At 72.1% G+C, this 17,763-nt stretch carries 18 protein-coding genes; 5 read left to right on the top strand and 13 right to left on the bottom strand.

The annotated features are described in order from the left end of the window. Nucleotides 1-367: 367 nt before the first annotated feature. The 3 genes from AB0C36_RS19725 to AB0C36_RS19735 all read right to left on the bottom strand — a co-directional run bounded on the left by AB0C36_RS19725 (nt 368) and on the right by AB0C36_RS19735 (nt 1,538). Nucleotides 368-595, bottom strand: coding sequence for a DUF5133 domain-containing protein (locus AB0C36_RS19725; RefSeq protein WP_358355711.1), 228 nt, complete (start codon nt 593-595; stop codon nt 368-370). Nucleotides 596-725: 130 nt separating this feature from the next. Continuing rightward, nucleotides 726-1,289, bottom strand: a complete 564-nt coding sequence (locus AB0C36_RS19730) for an ATP-grasp domain-containing protein (protein ID WP_358355785.1) — start codon at nt 1,287-1,289, stop codon at nt 726-728. 9 nt (nt 1,290-1,298) lie between these two features. Beyond that, nucleotides 1,299-1,538 carry a hypothetical protein gene (locus AB0C36_RS19735; protein ID WP_358355713.1) on the bottom strand — a complete coding sequence of 80 codons (240 nt, stop codon included), beginning with the start codon at nt 1,536-1,538 and terminating at the stop codon, nt 1,299-1,301. Nucleotides 1,539-1,642: 104 nt separating this feature from the next. On the opposite strand from AB0C36_RS19735, the gene AB0C36_RS19740 reads away from it, so the two are divergent. After that, on the top strand, nt 1,643-2,173 hold the full coding sequence (locus tag AB0C36_RS19740) for a hypothetical protein (protein ID WP_358355715.1): 531 nt from the start codon (nt 1,643-1,645) through the stop codon (nt 2,171-2,173). Between the two features lie 190 nt (nt 2,174-2,363). On the opposite strand, the gene AB0C36_RS19745 is transcribed toward AB0C36_RS19740, so the two are convergent. The 7 genes from AB0C36_RS19745 to AB0C36_RS19775 form a co-directional block, all read right to left on the bottom strand. Next, entirely contained in the window at nt 2,364-2,780 is a 417-nt protein-coding gene (locus AB0C36_RS19745; RefSeq protein WP_358355716.1) for a VOC family protein, read from the bottom strand. Then, nucleotides 2,767-3,135 carry an ArsR/SmtB family transcription factor gene (locus AB0C36_RS19750; RefSeq protein WP_358355718.1) on the bottom strand — a complete coding sequence of 123 codons (369 nt, stop codon included), beginning with the start codon at nt 3,133-3,135 and terminating at the stop codon, nt 2,767-2,769. Before AB0C36_RS19750 ends, AB0C36_RS19745 begins: the two co-directional genes overlap by 14 nt. Beyond that, nucleotides 3,122-3,556 carry an SRPBCC domain-containing protein gene (locus tag AB0C36_RS19755; RefSeq protein ID WP_358355720.1) on the bottom strand — a complete coding sequence of 145 codons (435 nt, stop codon included), beginning with the start codon at nt 3,554-3,556 and terminating at the stop codon, nt 3,122-3,124. The genes AB0C36_RS19750 and AB0C36_RS19755 overlap by 14 nt, the downstream gene beginning before the upstream one ends. Before the next feature lie 370 nt (nt 3,557-3,926). After that, on the bottom strand, nt 3,927-4,337 hold the full coding sequence (locus AB0C36_RS19760; protein WP_358355722.1) for a VOC family protein: 411 nt from the start codon (nt 4,335-4,337) through the stop codon (nt 3,927-3,929). A 48-nt stretch (nt 4,338-4,385) separates the two neighbouring features. Next, entirely contained in the window at nt 4,386-4,802 is a 417-nt protein-coding gene (locus tag AB0C36_RS19765; protein ID WP_358355724.1) for a helix-turn-helix domain-containing protein, read from the bottom strand. Then, nucleotides 4,799-10,390, bottom strand: a complete 5,592-nt coding sequence (locus AB0C36_RS19770; RefSeq protein WP_358355726.1) for a caspase, EACC1-associated type — start codon at nt 10,388-10,390, stop codon at nt 4,799-4,801. The genes AB0C36_RS19765 and AB0C36_RS19770 overlap by 4 nt, the downstream gene beginning before the upstream one ends. After that, nucleotides 10,390-10,911 (bottom strand): effector-associated constant component EACC1, encoded by a 522-nt coding sequence (locus tag AB0C36_RS19775; protein WP_358355728.1) that lies wholly within the window; start codon nt 10,909-10,911, stop codon nt 10,390-10,392. Before AB0C36_RS19775 ends, AB0C36_RS19770 begins: the two co-directional genes overlap by 1 nt. On the opposite strand from AB0C36_RS19775, the gene AB0C36_RS43250 reads away from it, so the two are divergent. From AB0C36_RS43250 to AB0C36_RS19785, 3 genes are all read left to right on the top strand, one after another. After that, nucleotides 10,901-11,191 carry a DUF7737 domain-containing protein gene (locus tag AB0C36_RS43250; RefSeq protein WP_435839076.1) on the top strand — a complete coding sequence of 97 codons (291 nt, stop codon included), beginning with the start codon at nt 10,901-10,903 and terminating at the stop codon, nt 11,189-11,191. The two genes, AB0C36_RS19775 and AB0C36_RS43250, sit on opposite strands and share 11 nt — an antisense overlap. Nucleotides 11,192-11,279: 88 nt before the next feature. After that, nucleotides 11,280-12,059 carry a HipA family kinase gene (locus AB0C36_RS19780; protein ID WP_358355730.1) on the top strand — a complete coding sequence of 260 codons (780 nt, stop codon included), beginning with the start codon at nt 11,280-11,282 and terminating at the stop codon, nt 12,057-12,059. 95 nt (nt 12,060-12,154) lie between these two features. After that, nucleotides 12,155-12,556 carry a DUF3037 domain-containing protein gene (locus AB0C36_RS19785; protein WP_358355786.1) on the top strand — a complete coding sequence of 134 codons (402 nt, stop codon included), beginning with the start codon at nt 12,155-12,157 and terminating at the stop codon, nt 12,554-12,556. A gap of 146 nt (nt 12,557-12,702) precedes the next feature. Here the strand turns inward: AB0C36_RS19785 and AB0C36_RS19790 are convergent, their stop codons facing one another. Together AB0C36_RS19790 and AB0C36_RS19795 are read right to left on the bottom strand one after the other, a co-directional pair. Further along, the gene (locus AB0C36_RS19790) at nt 12,703-12,873 is read right to left on the bottom strand and encodes a hypothetical protein (protein ID WP_358355731.1); all 171 of its coding nucleotides are present in this window, start codon (nt 12,871-12,873) and stop codon (nt 12,703-12,705) included. A gap of 178 nt (nt 12,874-13,051) precedes the next feature. Further along, nucleotides 13,052-13,651, bottom strand: a complete 600-nt coding sequence (locus AB0C36_RS19795; RefSeq protein ID WP_358355733.1) for a TetR/AcrR family transcriptional regulator — start codon at nt 13,649-13,651, stop codon at nt 13,052-13,054. Between the two features lie 212 nt (nt 13,652-13,863). On the opposite strand from AB0C36_RS19795, the gene AB0C36_RS19800 reads away from it, so the two are divergent. Beyond that, nucleotides 13,864-16,197 (top strand): glycoside hydrolase family 3 C-terminal domain-containing protein, encoded by a 2,334-nt coding sequence (locus AB0C36_RS19800; RefSeq protein ID WP_358355734.1) that lies wholly within the window; start codon nt 13,864-13,866, stop codon nt 16,195-16,197. A 110-nt stretch (nt 16,198-16,307) separates the two neighbouring features. Here AB0C36_RS19800 and AB0C36_RS19805 read toward each other — a convergent pair whose 3' ends face one another. Beyond that, on the bottom strand, nt 16,308-17,375 hold the full coding sequence (locus AB0C36_RS19805) for a helix-turn-helix transcriptional regulator (protein ID WP_358355736.1): 1,068 nt from the start codon (nt 17,373-17,375) through the stop codon (nt 16,308-16,310). Between the last annotated feature and the right edge of the window lie 388 nt (nt 17,376-17,763).

Below are 17,763 nucleotides of genomic sequence, written 5' to 3' on the forward strand. Positions count from 1 at the left end.
GTACATCTTCCCCCTACCGCCAACACTCTTCCCCTCCCCGCCGCTCTTCCGATCGGCCCCCGCCGGGGCGCGCGTTCCCGGGTCCCGTGCGTTGCGCCGCTCGGCACGCGGAAACGCGCGCGGACTCACTCCTCGGCCGCTTCCCGGCACCACGTCCGCTCACCACCAGCCGCGTCGGATCCGCAGGCCTTTTGCCTGCATCTGCGCATCACGGCTACCCGGCCACGCGCGATCGATGACGAACCGGCGCGGCTGCCGGCACGGGCAGGTCGGCAGGTGGGCCGACGAAGCAAGGCCCGAAGGGGCGCGGCAAAGGGGCGTGCCGCGGGGGCACGCCCGGTGGAACAGCCGCGAAGGGTCCCGGAGATCAGGCCTCGACGAGCGAGTCGTCCTCGGGCCTCGCCCCGGGGAGGCGGAGCTTCGCGGCGATGAGTGCCGCGTGGACGTCCCGCGTTCCGGTGGAGACGCACAGCGTGTAGGCGACGTCCTCCATGCGGCGCCTCGCCTCCGGGGTGCCCTGCTCGGCGTGGAGGAGGCTGAGTGCCTCGTACTGCTCGACCAGGTCCGCCAGAACCGCCGGATGCGCCATCAGCATGCGATACCTCCACGCAGCACGGACCGGCGCCCGGATCGGGCGCCGGTATGGTTCGCGTGTCTACCCGGATGCCCGCAAGTCATGCGGATTTTCTCGGAGGCGGCGGCTTTTGTCCTGGTTCCTCGGCTTTTCATCGCACAACTTCCGGTGCGGCGCGTACGAACACCCGATCGGACGCGCGCACCTCCGCCAACGGTCCCCCGGCTCGCATCACCACCTCCAATACGCCGTCGTCGTCGCAGGCGTAGCCGCCCGACGCCCACGCCGCGTTCGCCTCGACGACGGCCCACTCCCCCGCGTCCGTGTGCCCGATGTCGACGACGACCGCGCTCGGCAGGCCCGAGGTCGGGTCCGCGGCGACCTCGGCCGCGAACGCCTCGGCGTCCGCCTCCTCCGCGCACCCGTCCCACGGCGTGACCGCGAGGTCCCCGTCGACGGCGTACCGCGACGCGGCGCGGACGCGTCCGTCCAGCAGGAACACCCGGAACTCCGCACGAAAGCGCACCACTTCGGACACCAGTACGACCGCGTCCTGATCCGCCACATCGGGCCCGGGCAGTTCGGAGCCGTCGCCGTACACCCGCGCCGGGAAGGTCTTGTCCGCAGGCGGCTTCACGAACCGCGGCCCGCGGAGTGCGCGGGCCCGCCCCAGCGGCATCGCCTCGACCCGGCGCCCGGTCAGCCCGCGGGGCAGTCGGGCGAGTCAGTCGTCGGCGGGTTCGAGCGGGCCTACACCCAACTCCCGGGCGACCGCGTCCGCGAAGAGCGGCCCGGCGTAGACGTACGCCTCGCCGCGCGGCACGCCGTCGGGAACCGCCCAGTCGTGCGACCGCTCGACGCGAAGCCCCTTGCGGTACGCGGCCGGTCCCAGACGCCGGTCGGTCTCCGTGCTGCGTGGGGCGAGCACCAGCGTGCGGGGGCGGTCCGGCGGCGTCCTGGTCATGCCCGCGAGCATCCCGCGCGGCACCGCGGCTCCGCCTCCGGTTTTCCGGGTGCGCGCCCGGTGCGTCTCTTCCGCGGCCGTCGGCGGCGCCTACGATCCGAGGGGTGAGTGACACCATCGTGTACGTCCTTGCCCTCGACCTGTCCGCCGACGAGGCGCGCGTCCGCCGCGCGGAGATCGAGCAGTGGCTGACCGGCGAAGGGCTGTTCGTCCGCAACCCGAGCCACGTACGCCCGCGCGATTCCGGCGAGTTCCTCGCCGGTCCGACCGCGGAGGGGCGGATCACCGACGAGTGGTTGAACGGCCGCTACGAGGCGGACATCCTGTGCACGCGTGACGCCTACACCGCGTACGAGTTGTTCGAACCGCCGCCGTGCCCCGGGTGCGGCAGTCCCCTGGACCTCGAGCGGTTCCACGAACTGCTGCACGCCTGGCGGCAGGACGCCGAGCCCTCGGCCACCTGCGGAGACTGCGGAGCCGGCGCGCTGCTGGGCGACTGGGGATGGGAGTTCGGCGCGTACGTCGCCGAACTGGCGGTCGCGTTCGAGAACTGGCCCGAACTGAGGGACGACTTCGTCGCCGAGCTCGGCCGACGTCTCGGCGGTCGCCCGCGCACGATCATGTGCAGGTACTGATCGCCCGGATCGTCGACCAGTACGCCGAACTCTCCGGCCGCCCCGCCGCGTTCCCGACCGCCACCGCGTACGCGATGTACGACGGGATCTTCCAGCACGCCCGGCTGCGCCACCTGACCGGCGCCCCGGACGCCGCCGACGACCTCGCCGCGAACGTCCGCTGCGCGGCACGGCCAGGGCGCACCGCCTGTCAGGCGGCTGCGCCGCTGCCGTCCGCGCCGGCCTTCGGGGACTCGGCCAGCAGGTGGACGACACCGGCGGGGTTCCTGATCCAATGTGTTCTGGTGTCGAGGTCCGCGAGGGGTTCGACCTCGTCACACGGACGGATGCCGACGTCGGCCAGGGTGCTCGTCGCCGCGTCCAAGTCATCGGTGTGGAGTTGGAGCCAGAGGTCGGGCCGACTGTAGTTGTCGACGCAGTCGAGCCACAGCGTAGTGGGGCCGAAACGTACCGCATGGGTCCGCGAGACCGTCGGGGCGTAGGCGACTTCTTCTTCGGCGACCTCGAAGCCCAGGGTGTCGCGGTAGAAGGCGACGGTGGCCTCGTAGTGTGCCTTGGGGATCTTCATCGCGATGTTCAGGCCGGCGGAGAATTCAGGTTTGCCCATGGTCGGGTGACTCCTTGGTGTCGGTGGCGTCCAGCGCGCGTTCGAGTGCGCCCAGCCGGTCGTCCCATCCGTTGGCGAGTGCGGCCAGCCACACCTGGGCCGCACGAATGGGGGCCGGTTCCAGACGGTAGGGGTGGCGGCGGCCGGTCGGTTCGTCGGAACTGATCACGCCCGCCTCGGCGAGCCGGGCGAGGTGCCTTGCCACCGCCTGGCGGGTGATCGGCAGCCGTGCCGCGAGGTCGGTGACGGTCGCCGGCCCGGCCCGGGCGAGTTCGTCGAGCAGGGCACGCCGGGTCGGGTCCGTGAGCGCCGCGAACACCGCGACGGCCTGCGTCTCGGCATCAGGCGGCGGCATCGAGATAGGCCCCGAGGTCGACGAGTTCGCCGTCCCATCCAAGGCTGTTGGCCTGGTGGGCGGCCCGGGCGACGTCGGCGGCGGCCTGCGCGAATCCGCTCTCCACCACGCGCAGCCTGGTGCCGTCCGATACCGGCTCCAGGACGAACTCCACCAGCGTCTGCGATGCGTCGTCCGCCGGCATCTCCCCGATCGGCCACCTGAAGGCGAAGCGGTGTGGCGGCTCGACGACCACGATCGTGCCGACGGAGTCCTGGTCGAGGTCATCCCAGCGGAAGTACGCCCGCCCGCCGGGCCGCAGGTCCACGTCCGCCACCGAGCCGAACCACCGCGAGAGCCCTTCGGCGGTGGTCAGCGCCGCCCACACCCGCTCGACGGGATGCCGCAGCACGACCTCGCGTTCGATCCGGTCCGCAACCATGCCCACCTCCTTTCGCAACACATATGTTGCCATCTCTGTAGCAACATACCTGTTGCCATAGAGACGCGCAAGCCATCGGGCATGCCCGAACTCCGACTCGGCCCCAGAGCAGGAGATGACCGCAGTCGCGCCCAGCACGAGGGCGTGGGGCGGACCCGGACGCACTGTCCGACTGAACCGGGCGCCACCTGCGTGCGGCACGGATGGCACACGGCGAAGGCCCCGCCCAAGACAACGGACGAGGCCTTCGCATCGGCACAGCATGCTGCCGGAAGCCAGCCGACTACCGAGACCCACGATTGTCGGGACGTGCTCGGCCCGCGACATGGGTGGGCTGCCACGTCGCGGGCCGCGAGCGTACGTTTGCCGGCTACGCCTTCGCCTGGTTGAAGCGGATGTTGTTGCCGAAGGGGTCGCGGAGGCCGCAGTCGATGCCGTACGTCTGCTCGGTGGGGCCCTCGGTGAACTCGACGCCGCGGGCCAGCAGCGTTTCGTACGTCTTCCGGCAGTCGTCGGTGCTGAAGATGAGATGGCCGCCCAGCGCGCCCTTCGTGAGCAACTCGCGTACCTGCTCGGCCGTTTCCTCGGACATCGCGGGCGGCCCCGGCTTCTCCAGCAGGATCTGCCGGTCCGGATGACCCGGGACGCCGATCGTCAGCCAGCGCATGAAGCCGAGGTCGACATCGGCGACGACCTCCAGGTCGAGCTTCCCGACGTAGAAGTCCAGGGCCTGGTCCTGGTCGAGGACGTAGATCTGCGAGTGCGTGATCGAAGTGAACATGTGTACGAATCTAGTTGCCGGGTCCGCCGGAAACTTCTCCGAAACTGCTCAACTCCGCGGCCGCGTCCAGGCCATCGTGAAGCAGGTGGACACGTACGCGGCCCCCTGGCTCCGACTCGCGCCCCCACCCGCCTCCCGGCGGTACGCGCGCGGCGACCGACCGACGATGTCGCGGAAGGTCCGGCTGAACGTTCCCAGGCTCCCGAAGCCCACGGCGTGGCAGATCTCGGTCACCGGGCTGTCGGTCTCGCGCAGCAGGAACATCGCCCGCTCGACGCGGCGGCGTTGCAGGTAACGGTGCGGTGTCTCACCGAACGCGGCGCGGAAGGTCCGGCTGAAGTGCGCCGGAGAGACGTGTGCGATCCGGGCGAGCGCCGGGACGTCGAGTGGCTGCGCGTAGGAGCGATCCATCGCGTCCCGTGCACGCAACAGATTGCGATTGCTCTCCTCAACCGCCCGGCTCACGTGGCCACCACGGCGCCGCCTCCGCTCCCCTGGCCCGTCCCCGGCGCCGGCCGGTGGCAGTAGGAGGGCGATTGCGCCCCCAGGGCGTCGAGTTCGGCCAAGGCCTTGCTCGCGTACGCGTGCCCGATGAGTGCCGCCGACCGCAGCGCGGCGCGGCGGGCGACCGAACCGGCCGGACTGGCCGCGGCCATCCCGAACAGGACATCCGCGGCTTCGGCGGCGCAGGAGGCTCCGAGCTGACCGAGGTCCACAGCCGCCCTCCGGCGGGTGCGGCGCGGGGTGTCCGGGGCCGCGACGATCCCGCGCAGGATCGTCTTGGCCTCGCGCCGGTTCACCCGCCCGTGGTACGCCAGGCGGCCGGCGGCCAGTCCCCTGAGGTACGCGGGCGCCGCAACGTCCCGCGCGACGCGGCGGAACAGGGCGGCCGCTGCGGGCCCGTGCGCCCCGCCGAGGAATTCGAGACGGCCGGCGACGAGTACGGCGGCCTGGGCGGTTCCCGCCTCGTCGCCGAGTCCGAGCAGCAGCGTCAGACCTTCGCCCTCGTACCTAGGGGCGATGTCGGCGAGCCGGTAGGCGGCCATGGTGCGCACGTCGAGCGAGGCATGCGTCGAGGTGACGATGCCGCGGAAAGCCGTTGCCGCCTCCTCCTGGTGCTGCGGGCCGATCCGCAACAGCACGGATGCGGCACGGAGTTGCTCGGCAGGATCGGCTGTTGCGTCGGCCAGGACCGCGCGCACGGTTTCGGCCGCCGCTCGACCGAAGCGACGGCCGGAAGCGTCCCAGGCCTGGACGATGTCGATGCGTGCAGCCGCGTCCGACGTGGACTCCAGCAGTTCCGGCAGCAGTTCCGCCGCTTGTGCTCCGGCGTCGGGATCCACGAACGCCAGAACCTCGATCGCCTGTACCCGTGCCAGGACCGGGCGTTCCACGTCCGCGGCCGCCCGGCGCAGCAGCCCGACGACTTCACGCGCCCGCCCCCGGTGGGTTGTGCCGACCTCGCGAGCGGCCAAGTGGCGCAGCCAGCGAGGGGAGTCCGCGTCGGTGAACACCTCGAACATCACAGCCGTCGCGTCCGCCTGCCCCGCGGTCCCCAGATCCCGGAACTTCCGCGCGAGTTCGAACCGTTCACGCCGGGAGAGGGTGCGGTCGGAGCGCGCGGCCCGAAAGATTTGCAGCGCCTGGTGCCGGTATCTCGGTCCCCATTCGGAACGATCCGCGACGACCATCCAGCGGTACTCGTTGGGCACGTCGGCGGCCGATGCCACAACATCGCCCAGCGCGACGGCTTCATCGTGGAATGCGAGCCCGAGCCCGCCGAGCGACTGCACCGCGCAGCGCCGCGCGTACGGCGTCGTCTCACCCTCGCGAACAACGCCGCGTAGGAACTCGGCGAACCGTTCCGTGTCATCCGGTTCGAGCTGGGCCAGGTGGCCGCCGAGGACGGCTATGTCCTCGATCGGGGTGTCGGGAGCCCCCATACGCTCACGGAGTTTGTCTGTCGCGGCAGCCGCGTGTTGCGGAGCCAAGCGGGCGACCGCCCGCGCGGTCGAGACCATCGCGTGGGCTCGCGTGTGAGGTTGGTCGAGCACCCCTAGGAGGCGAGCGACTCCCAACTCGGCCAACGGGGAATCGAGTTCGGACAGTTCCTCGGCCGCCACCTTCTGTACCCAGACACTGTGGCCGTCGTCGGACACTATCGCCGCCAACATCGCGGCGGCCTCCGCAGTATGGCGGGGCGCCAGGCCGGCGAGTCTGACGGCGCTGTCCACGCGCGCATATCCATCCGAGTCGGGTGCGCGGGCGTTCTCTCGCAGCGCGACCGCCGCTTCGCCGAGGTAAGCGGACGCGAGCTCGGCGAGTGCGCTCGCACACGACGCCCTGTCCCTGGCGTGGGCGTCAGGGTGGCCGATGACCGTACGCAGCAGTGCGGCGGCCGGTTCGGTGTTCTGGGCCCCCAAATCCGCAAGTGCCGCCGCCAGGGACTCGGACCGCAGCGCAGGGACCACCGACCTCAGGTCGAGGAGTGCCCGCGTTGCCTCGGCGGTGTATGCGGGGCTCAGCTTTCCCAGCGCTGTCGCGAAGGCGATGCGGGCATCGGCTGTGGCCTCCGGGGAGGTCATCTCCGCACGCAGCAAGGCGACCGCCCGTTCGCGGTCCGCCGTGCCGAGCGATGCGAGTGCCGCGGCGGAGGCGGCCCGCTCCCGTTCGGCGTCGTCCTCGTTGACGGCCGCCCGCCACAGGAGCTCGGCTGCCTCGGGGGCGTACCCGACGTCGAGCTGCGCCGCTCTCACTGCGGCGGCGCGGCGCGAACCGCTGTAACTGTCCGGTTCACGGGCCATGGCCATGCACAACGCCGCCGCCTCGGCGGTGTGGCCGAGCCGGTCCAACAGTGCGGCCGCCTGCTCGCGATCGTCCGGCTCGGCGTCCGGGCTCGCGGCAGTCTCGCGTGCCATGCGGGCCGCCTCGTCCCGGTACGCCGATCCGCATCGCGGCAGGGCGGCGGCGACCGTCATACGCCCGCCTTCGGGGCGGCCGTGGGCGGCCGCGCGCAGCAACTCGGCGGCCGACACCGCGTGCTCGGCGCCGAGTTCGGCAAGGGCCGTCGCAATGTCCACGACGTCCTCGCACGATGCCTCCGGAACGGTCGCGAGCCCTTGTAGCTCTGCCGCGGCTTCGTCGACGTGGTTCGGCCCCAGTCCGGCGAGTGCCACAGCCGCGCCGACGCGGGCAGTCAGCCTCGCCTGCGAGGCCAGGATGCCGCGCAGGGCGCCCGCGGCCTCGTCCGCGAACCCAGGATCGAGCGACCCCAGGGCGGCCGCCGCCACCCGGCGGTCATCGGGAGTGGATCGCTCCGCGGACACGATGCCGCGCAGAACCTGGACGGCTTCGCCGAAGTAGTGCGGTGCCAGGTCGACGAGTTCGCGAGCCGCGGCCGCACGATGACTGCCGGCGGCATCCGTGTCCCGCATGGCGGCGTGCAACACCGGCTCGACAATCCGAGGGACGTCGGGACCGATGGCCTCGGCGACGGCGATCTGCATGTCGTACGTCCTGTAGCCCTCCCGCAGGTACCGGTCGATTGCGGTGCGCATCTCCGGATACTGGACCATCGCCGCGATATCGCTGACGATCTGTCGGCGTTCCTCGTGCGGCAGCAGGTTCGCCAGACGGTGGAGCACGTGGTCCACGAAGCGCGAGGCGTGGCGTTCGTCCGCCTCGATGCCGTTGGCGAGGAAGGTGCCCGCCAGGGCCTGGTGCTGGGTGCCGCCGCCGTTCAGCCAGGTCAGGATGGCATCGCCGCTCGCGTGCATGTTCGAGTGATGAACGACGACTGCCCATGCCTGCATGTTGGCGTTCTGCGCTTCGTCGAGCAGGGTGCTCCAGGCCGCGTCCTCCGGGTCGAACTCGACCGGCAGACCCGCGGCGCGGACGTCGGCGGCGATGTGCTCGGCGAACGTGTAGTGCACGAAGCGGAGTCGGTCGCCTTGCAGCACGAACAGGCCGGATGCGCCGAGGAAGGTGGCGACGAGGGTCGGCCACTGCGGCAGTTGCAGACGCGTCGGGCGGCAGCCTTGGCCGTCGAGCCAGGCCAGGGCTGTTCGCAGGAGGTCGCGGGGTTCGGCGTCGGCGTCCCGGACGTTGACGACGGACTCGGCCAGGTGCTCGACCAGTTCGCGCAGGTGCGAGAACAGGTACGACACGCTCTGCACGTGCACCGCGTGGGCGTACTTGAGATCGTCGAGGATCCGCGCCTTCTGCTTGTGGTGCATCGCGGTCTGGTCGCGGTCCAGGTACGCGAAGTACTGCTCGTACAGCCGGAATCGGCTGGTCGGCAGCGCCCCCGACTCTCCCTCGCGGAACACGATCGCCGCGATGGTGGCCAGCAGCGGTACGCGGCTCAGCTCCCGTACGCCCGCACGCCCGATCTGGTGCAGGAACGACTGCGCCCGGTGGCGGCCGTTCGGCGTGCCGCCGAACCACCGGCCCGCGAACTCCGCCAACTGTTCGCGGCTGAACGGCTCCAACGTGTAGGTCCCGAGCGCCAGTTGGTTCAGGAACTCCAGTTCGTCCCGGGGCAGCGGACGGCTGGTGATCAACAAGCGGTACGGTACGCCCTCGTCCTGCAGCCGGCTCCCCAGCATCGCGATGAAGGCCCGCCGCTGCTCCGGGTTGGTGATCTCGTCGAGGCCGTCCACGATGAGCAGCCGGGTGTGCTCGGCGGGCAGGAACGCCGGCAGGTCCGGCGGCAGGGCGCCGTCGAGGAACGGGCCGAGTTCGTCGGTGAGGGCGCGTTCGACGCGGGTGTTCCAGGGCCCGTCCAGGTCCGCGAGTTTGGCGGCTGTGACGCGCAGCGGCACGAGGCATTCGCCGCCGTCGGCACGGAACTCCGCGGCCAGGGTCGACGCAAGCTGGAGGGTGAGCGTGGACTTCCCCTGCCCTGGACCGCCCAGGATGAGCAGGTGACGGTGCAGGGCGAGCGCTTCGTCCACCAGGCGCAGCGGGGCGACGGTCGCCGGGCGCGCGGAGGTCGAGCGGGTGGGTGAAGGGCGCGGGCCCGGCGCCCGGACGTGCCGTTCGGCGGTCGGGCCGTTGCCCGGGCGTACGTGCGAGTCGTCCGGGCCATGTTCGGGGCCGAACTCGCGCCTGTGCTCCCCGTCCGTTTCGGGGGCCGGGGCGTGGTCGCGCTCGGAGACGTACGCGCGTGTCTGCTGCCGTACGTACACCGTCGCCAGCGCGTTGGACGGAGCCCCGTACAGCCGGTACGGGAACTTGCTCGCCGCGCGCTGCTGCGCCACGAGCAGGTCGCGCAGCGGCCCCCGCAGGCCGCCGTTCTCCTCGGCCTCCGGCACGGCACCGCGGTTACGTGCCAGCACAATTCGCGATCCGTGCCCGTCGTTGCGCTGCTGCGGACGCGGGCACCCCTTGGCGGCGAGCCGGGCACTGAGGTGGTCGTGGACGACGGCGAAGTCCAGGTACGCGTCGGCGCCCGCGATGCCGTTGGCGAGGATGTCGAGGAGTTCGCCGGTGAACGCGGTGTACGTCTCGCCGGGCGGCGCCAGCGCGGCTTCGGTGGCCGACGCGGCGGCCAGCAGGTACGTGCCCTCCACCTGGGAGATGGCGGCGAGTTCGACGGGAGGGCCCATCGCGCCGACGATCGCGCGTCCGGCGAAGCAGCAGTCGAGGACGACCGCTTTGGCGCGGATGTGCCGGGCGTCGCGCAGGACGCCGCGTACCGACTCGTAGCCGAGGCGGCGGAACCGCTGGTCGTGCCGCGAGCCGCGGAGCGCGAGGTCGAGTCCGTCGTCGACCGGGGACAGCAGGCCGTGCCCGGCGAGGTACACAAGCAGCAAGTCGCTTGCGGCGGAGGCGGCTTCGGCGACGGTCTCCAGCACGTCGTCGGCGCTGCCGGGTTGCTCGACGACGGTGCAGTGCGCGTCGGGCAGCCCCCACACGAGGGGGTCGGTGAGCGCCGTACGCAGTGCGCGCAGGTTGTGCGCGACAGCCGGGAGGTCGGTGAGGTGGTCGTAGGTGTGGGTGCCGATGAGCACGGCACGCGACGCGCGCGGGTCGTGCAGGCCGGGCGTCATCAGGCGTCGCCTTCGGCGGCCCCGTCCGCGGGCCGCCGAGCCGCCGTCGGCTCGGGATCCGCCGGCGGCGCGGAATCCGCCGCTAGAGCGGGATCTGCCGCCGGCGCGGGAACCGGAGTCGGAGCAGGATCGGGAGTCGGAGCGGGAACCGACCTCGGCGTCGCCGTCAGCGCATCGACGATCGCCCGGATGGTCTCCGGCGAACCGTCCTGCACGGTCACCGTCGTCGCCCCCACCGTCAGCGTCGCCGAACCCGCCCGCGGACGGCTGCTCCGCCACATGGCCAGCGTCGCGGCAAGGCTCGCGGCCGAGAAGCCGCTCGCCAGCACGATGTCGATCACGTCGAGGGCGGGGCCCATCGCCGCCCCGTCCGGCGCCTCCGCCGAGGCGAGTTCGACACGCGCGTCATAGCGGAGTTGGTCGGAATCACGAAGCCACCGGTACAGGTGCCGGACGTCTTCCGCCGCGTCCGAGCCGTCCGAGCCGTCGGAGCCGTCCCCGCCGTTCACGGTGATCGTCACGCGCATCGACCGTCGTCCCCCCAGCCCTGGCCGTCCCCGGCCGTCCCCGGTCCTGCGGGCGGCGCCTCGAACGCTCGCCATCCGCAGTGCAGTTGTAGGGCACCAGCCTAGAACCTGCCGCATCACCCGGCCGGCCGGTCGGCCGCGAGACGCGGTTCCCGCCGGGGCGTATCTCCCTTGCGGGGGTGACCGGACCCTGTCGGTCATTCTGAGCAAGGCCATGCTGCCTGCCCGGGACGACCTGATCACCGACCCGACCATCACCCGGCAGTTCGAGTAATGCGCAGCCTCGCTTGCGGCCCGGTGTGCGGCAGCCGGGCGCCCCGCCGCCGTGCGCCCGCGTGCCCGGGCACCGCTAGGCTGATCTTGTGCTTCCCCTGGTCCATGCCATCCGGTACGTCACCCCGCTGCGCGAGGGCGGCTCGTTGCCGGGCCTCGTCGAGGCCGACGATCTCGGCACGTACGTCGTCAAGTTCCGCGGCGCCGGTCAGGGGCCCAAGGTCCTGGTCGCCGAGGTGATCGTCGGTGAGCTCGCGCGCCGGCTCGGGCTGGCGATGCCCGACCTGGTCCGCGTCGAGGTGGATCCGGTGATCGGCCGCAGCGAGCCGGACGAGGAGGTCCAGGACCTGCTGCGCGCGTCCGGCGGGCTCAACCTCGGCATGGACTTCCTGCCCGGGGCGGTGGGCTTCGACCCGGTGGCGTGGCAGCCGGACGGCCCGACCGCGGCGCGTGTGTTGTGGCTCGACGCGTTGACCAGCAACGTCGACCGCTCCTGGCGGAACCCGAACCTGCTCGTGTGGCACGACCGGCTCTGGCTCATCGACCACGGGGCCGCGCTGTGGTTCCACCACGCGTGGTCCGCGGCGAAGGCGGCGGCGACACGTCCGTACGACGCGTCCGACCACGTGCTCGCTCCCATGGCCGCCGGGCACCTCGGCGATGCCGACAAGGCCCTGGCGCCGTTGGTCACGCGGGAGTTGCTGAGCGAGGTGACGGGGCTGGTGCCGGACGAGTGGCTGGTGCCGAACGACTCCGAGGTCGCGCTCGGGCTCGACTCGGCCGAGGCGCTGCGCACGGCGTACGTCGACCACTTGCTCGCCCGCGTCGCGCAGCGCGACGCCTGGCTCCCGGCGGTGGACGCCTCATGACTGCCTCCGCCTCGCCGACCCCGCGGACTCCGGCGGCCGCCGAGCCGCGCGACCTGCCGGACTCCGTGCCGTCCACCGCGCCGCGCGCGACCCCGCTGACCGCCGAAGTGGCGCCGCGGCCGCGGGAGTTCTTCGAGTACGCGCTCATCCGCGTCATCCCGCGGGTGGACCGCGGCGAGTGCATCAACGCCGGCGTTGTCCTCTACAGCCAGGCGTTCGGCTTCTTGGGCGCGCGTACGCACCTGGACGTGCCGCGGTTGTGTGCGCTCGATCCGGCGGCGGACTCGGTGCAGACGCGGGCCGCGCTGGCGGCGTGGGAGCTGGTGTGCGCGGGGGCGCCGGGGGCCGGGCCCGCGGGTGCGGAGCCGCCGGGGCGGCGGTTCCGCTGGTTGACGGCGCCGCGCAGCGCGGTGGTGCAGCCGGGGCCGGTGCACGGGGGGCTGACCGCGAACCCGGCGGCGGAGCTCGATCGGTTGTTCGACCTGCTCGTGCTGTGAGTCAGGCGCGCGCGTACGCCCAAGCCTGCGGGCGGTCCGCGCCTCGCGGGCGGCCGCGCGCCTCTGGATTGGCGGCTGGCGAAGGTCAGCGGTCAGTGACCCTCGGCGGTCGTGCCCTCGGTCAGTCGTGACCCTCGGCGGTCGGTTCAGCGGTCGGTGACGATGAGGATGACGGTCGCGATGGCCATGACGGACCAGCCGAACCACATCCACGCCGGCGGGCTGTAGATCGCGGAGTAGAGCGACGCCAGGGCGAGGTAGACCCCGGTGCATATGACCAGGCCGCGGCTCGTCGAACTCGGGGTGACACCGGACATGGGCCCTCCCCTGGGGCTACGGCGTCGACGGGACCCGGGACAGGGCCCCTGACTTGCAGGTTAGCGCGCCGCGCGGGGAATCAGGGAGATCTCGGTCCGCGCGTCGCGCGTATGTTCGCATTTGCGGCGGACCCGTACGGACCGCTCCGGCGCGCCCGAAGCGGGCGTACGGCGGGGCTCAGACCCCGACCGTGAGCTGCGCCTGTACGTGCGCTCGCACGATCGCGGCCATGTCGGTCCCCTCGCTGTCGATCAGCCACTGCACCTGCAATCCGTCCATCAGCGCGATGAGCTGGCGCGCGGCTTCCTCCGGGTCGATGCCGGGCCGCAGGAGACCGGCCTTGCGGGCGTGCGCGTAGTCGTACGTCAGCCCGGCAATCGTGTTCCGGTAGCGCTCGGCGAAGTACGCGTGCGCGGGGTGGTCCGCGGAGGTCGCCTCCGCCGCCAGCGCGGTGAACATCTCGACGATCGCGCGGCGGCCGGTGTTGAGCTCGACGACCTCGACCATGCGCCGCAGGCGTGCCACGCCCACCTCGCCGGCGGCGGTGAGGCGCCGGGCGTCGTCCTCGTCCCGCTGCGCCAGTACGGCGAGGAGCAGGGCTTCCTTGGTCGGGAAGTGGTGGATCAGCCCCGGGTGGGATATGCCGCAGCGGGCGGCGATCTCGCGGAGCGAGGCGCCGCGGTAGCCGACCTCGCCGAACAGGGCCACGGCCTGGTCGATGATCTCGCGGCGTTTCGCGCGGCCTTTGGCGTAGCTGCGCCGCACCTGGGCGGTCACGTCCGTTCCTCCCGGCCTCGGCCTCGCGGGGCGTCGGCCTCGCGGTTGGATGCGCGACAGAATGCCACACACCCAATACTTACCAGGCAATAAGTTTTCTTGTCGCGAATACTTACCACACGGTCGGGATTGTGCCTATAGTGGCGCCACGGCCGACGCGGGCCGCTCCGGCGGCGGGCCGTCCATCCACCGCACCCACGGAGACGACGCAAATGACCAGCGACCCCGCACGGCTCGACACCCCCGCACCGCTTGACGTCCCGGCACAGCTCGACGTCCCCGCACACCTCGACATCCCGGCGCTCCTCGCCGAACTCACCCTCGAGGAGAAGGCCGCGCTCCTGGACGGCTCCGACTTCTGGCGCACCCAGCCGATCGAGCGCCTCGGCATCCCGGCGATCATGCTTTCCGACGGTCCGCACGGCTTGCGCAAGCAGGACGAGAGCGGCGACCACCTCGGCCTGCTCGCCAGCGTCCCGGCCACCTGCTTCCCGCCCGCCGCCGGCCTCGCGTCGAGCTGGGACACCGCGCTCCTCGCCCGGGTCGGCGAGGCGATCGGCCGCGAGTGCCGCACCGAGCAGGTCGCGGTCGTCCTCGGCCCGGGCGTCAACATGAAGCGCTCGCCGCTCTGCGGCCGCAACTTCGAGTACTACTCCGAGGACCCCGCGCTGGCCGGCGAGCTGGGCGCGGCGTTCACCCAGGGCGTGCAGAGCCAGGGTGTCGGCGTGTCGGTCAAGCACTACGCCGCCAACAACCAGGAGACGGACCGCATGACGGTCTCCGCCGAGGTCGACGAGCGCACGCTGCGCGAGATCTATCTCCCGGCGTTCGAGACCGTGGTCGCCAAGGCCGACCCGTGGACCGTGATGTCGTCCTACAACCGGGTCAACGGCACGTACGTCGCCGAGCACCGTCAGCTCCTCACCGAAATCCTGCGCGAGGACTGGGGCTTCCGCGGCCTCGTCGTCTCCGACTGGGGCGGCGTCAGCCGCCGCGCCGAGACCGTCGCGGCCGGCCTCGACCTGGAGATGCCGTCCTCCGGCGGCGTCGGCACGCGCATCATCCTGGACGCCGTCGCCTCCGGACAGCTCACCGAGGCCGACGTCGACCTCGCCGTCACCCGCGTCCTCACGCTCGTCGACCGCGCGCTGCCCGCCCTCGCCGACCCGGCCGGCTACGACGCCGACGCGCACCACGCGCTCGCCCGCGAGGCCGCCGCCGCGAGCGCCGTCCTGCTCAAGAACGACGGCGGCGTGCTCCCGCTCGACCCGTCCGCGGGCGGAACCGTCGCCGTGATCGGCGAGTTCGCGCGTACCCCGCGCTTCCAGGGCGCCGGCTCGTCACAGGTCAACCCGACCCGCGTCGACTCCGCCCTCGACGCGCTGCGTACCGCCCTGGAGGGACGCCGCGAGGTCGCGTTCGCGGCGGGCTACGTCATCGAGTCCGAGGACGCCGACCCCGGACTCGTCGCCGAGGCGGTCGCCGCCGCCGCGGGCGCGGACGTCGCGGTCCTGTTCCTCGGCCTGCCTCCCGCCTACGAGTCCGAGGGCTACGACCGCGCCCACATGGACCTCCCGGCCCAGCAGGTCGCCCTGCTGCACGCCGTCGCGGACGCCAACCCGAACCTCGTCGTCGTGCTGTCCAACGGCTCCGTCGTCTCGCTCGCCCCCTGGCAGGACCGCGCCAAGGCGATCCTGGAGAGCTGGCTGCTCGGCCAGGCCGGCGGCAGCGCCGTCGCGGACCTGCTGCTCGGCGCGGTCGCCCCGTCCGGCAAGCTGGCCGAGACCGTCCCGGTGCGGTACGAGGACAACCCCACCATCGGCAACTTCCCCGGCGACTTCGGCCGCGTGCAGTACGGCGAGGGCCTGCTCATCGGCTACCGCTGGTACGACGCGCACCGCCTGCCCGTGGCCTACCCGTTCGGGCACGGCCTGTCGTACACCACGTTCGGGTACGACAACCTCCAGGTCGCGGTCCGCGCCGACGGCACCGAGCCGCAGGTCGACGTCACCGTCACGGTCACCAACACCGGCGACCGCGCGGGCACCGAGACCGTGCAGCTGTACGTCGCCGACCCCGAGGCGTCCGTCTTCCGCCCCGAGCAGGAGCTGCGCGCCTTCGCCCGGGTCACCCTGGAGCCGGGCGAGAGCACCCCGGTCACCCTGACGCTGGGCCGCCGCGCCTTCGCGTTCTGGCACGAGGCCGTGAACCGCTGGGTCGTCGAGGGCGGCGTCTTCGGGCTGCGCGTCGGGGCGTCCTCGCGCGACATCCGCCTCGAAGGCACGGTCGAACTGACCGGCGACGCCTTCGCCGTGCCGCTCCAGGCCGACTCCACCGCCGAGCAGTGGTTCGCCCACCCGGCCGCCGGCCCGTGGCTGCGCGAGGCCGTCGGCACCGAGGGCTTCGCCGCGATGCTCTTCGACCCGGAGAGCGGCCAGATGATCCGCGCGATCCCGTTGTCGCGCCTGGCCCGCTTCCCCGGATTCCCGGTCAGCGAGCAGCAGATCGACGAGGCCGTACGCAAGTTCGCGGACAGCGCGGCCTGATCCGAACCCGGCGGGACCGGCTGGACCTGGCCGGCTCCGGCCGGGGGAACCTGGGGGAACCAGGCGGGCATGGGGTGCGTGCGAGCGTACGCACCCCACGCCCGCGGCCGTCAGGTAACCGGGTGGCCGGGTCTCAGGCGCCGACCACTCCCTCGGCCGCGACCGATGCCGCGGTCGGCGCCGCAACCTGCGCGGCGGCCTGCCCAGCGACCTGCCCAGCGACCTGCCCAGCGACCTGCACCGCCACTTGCGCCGCGTCCGAACCGGCCGTGACGAAAGCGGGGTTGTGGTAGTGGACGTACCCGTGGCCCGGACAGCCGACCCGCGGCTGCGGGACCGTTCGCAGGCGCGCAATCGCCTCGCGCGACTCTTCGTCGACGGTCGTGTAGATGTTCATCCTCGTCGGGCACGTCCAGCGTCATCGACGTCACGCTCACTCGGATCTCGCCGACCTCCGGATGCCGCAGGCGCTTCACGTGCACGTCGCCGACCAGCACGTCCTGCCGCGCCCACAAGGCCGCGAACTCCGCACTCGCCTCGCACAGCCGCTGCACGAAGGCGATCCACGCAGGTTCGCCGATGTGCCGTCCGTACGCGGGCCGCAGCGACGCCACCATGCGCGGCATCTCCAACTCCGGGTCGACGAACGGGCAGCAGCATTCCGGCTTCGTGAAGATGTTCCACATGACGTTCTGCTCCGCCGACATGGCGCCCGCCACGCCCGGGAAGAGCATCGCGTACGTCGCGTTCCACGCCAGCACATCCCACCGCGCGTTGTAGACCGCCGCGGGCAGCGGGTCGAGGTGGTCGAGGATCCCCTGCACCTCGGGCCGCACCGGGTCCATGCTCTCCGGCCGCGACACCGACGGGATCCCCGCCAGCAGGTACAGGTGTTCGCGCTCCGCGACGTCCAGGCGCAGCGTGCGCGACACCGCGTCGAGCACATGCGCACTCGCCTTGATCGGCCGCCCCTGCTCCAGCCACGTGTACCAAGTGACGCCCACCCCGGCGAGCTGCGCGACCTCCTCGCGCCGAAGCCCCGGCGTACGCCTGCGCGTGCCCTGCGGCAGGCCGACATCCCCCGGCGCGATCCGCGCGCGCCGACTGCGCAGGAACGCCGACAACTCACCCCGCCGAACCGTCTGCGGCGCCCGCGCGACCGCGCCCGTACTGTTCATACCGACCATCCTCACCCCAACAGCACACCCGTTCCAGGTGCTCCTGATACCGGGATAACCAAGAGCCCGTTACGGGTACCAGCCGGCCGAGGTCAGCCGGCCGCCTTCAGCGCCGAGGCGGGCGACGACCACGACGCGGCACCGACGACGAGCCCTTCCAAGGCGGCACCAATACCTTCCGCTCCCCCCAACTCGCCCTGCCCGCAGGTCTGTTCAAAGAGGTCTCGTCCATGGTCGTCACCAACCACCGCTTGGCGGATTCCGCCGACCGGGACCGGATCACCGCTGGCAGCGCAGGTTCCGTCGCCGGGTACACCCAACTGGACACCGACCGCTTTATCTGACCGGACCCGCCCGCGCCGTACACCACCCGCGAACCCGCCGAAAG

This window comes from Streptodolium elevatio (assembly GCF_040649515.1).
Lineage (GTDB): Bacteria > Actinomycetota > Actinomycetes > Streptomycetales > Streptomycetaceae > Yinghuangia > Yinghuangia elevatio.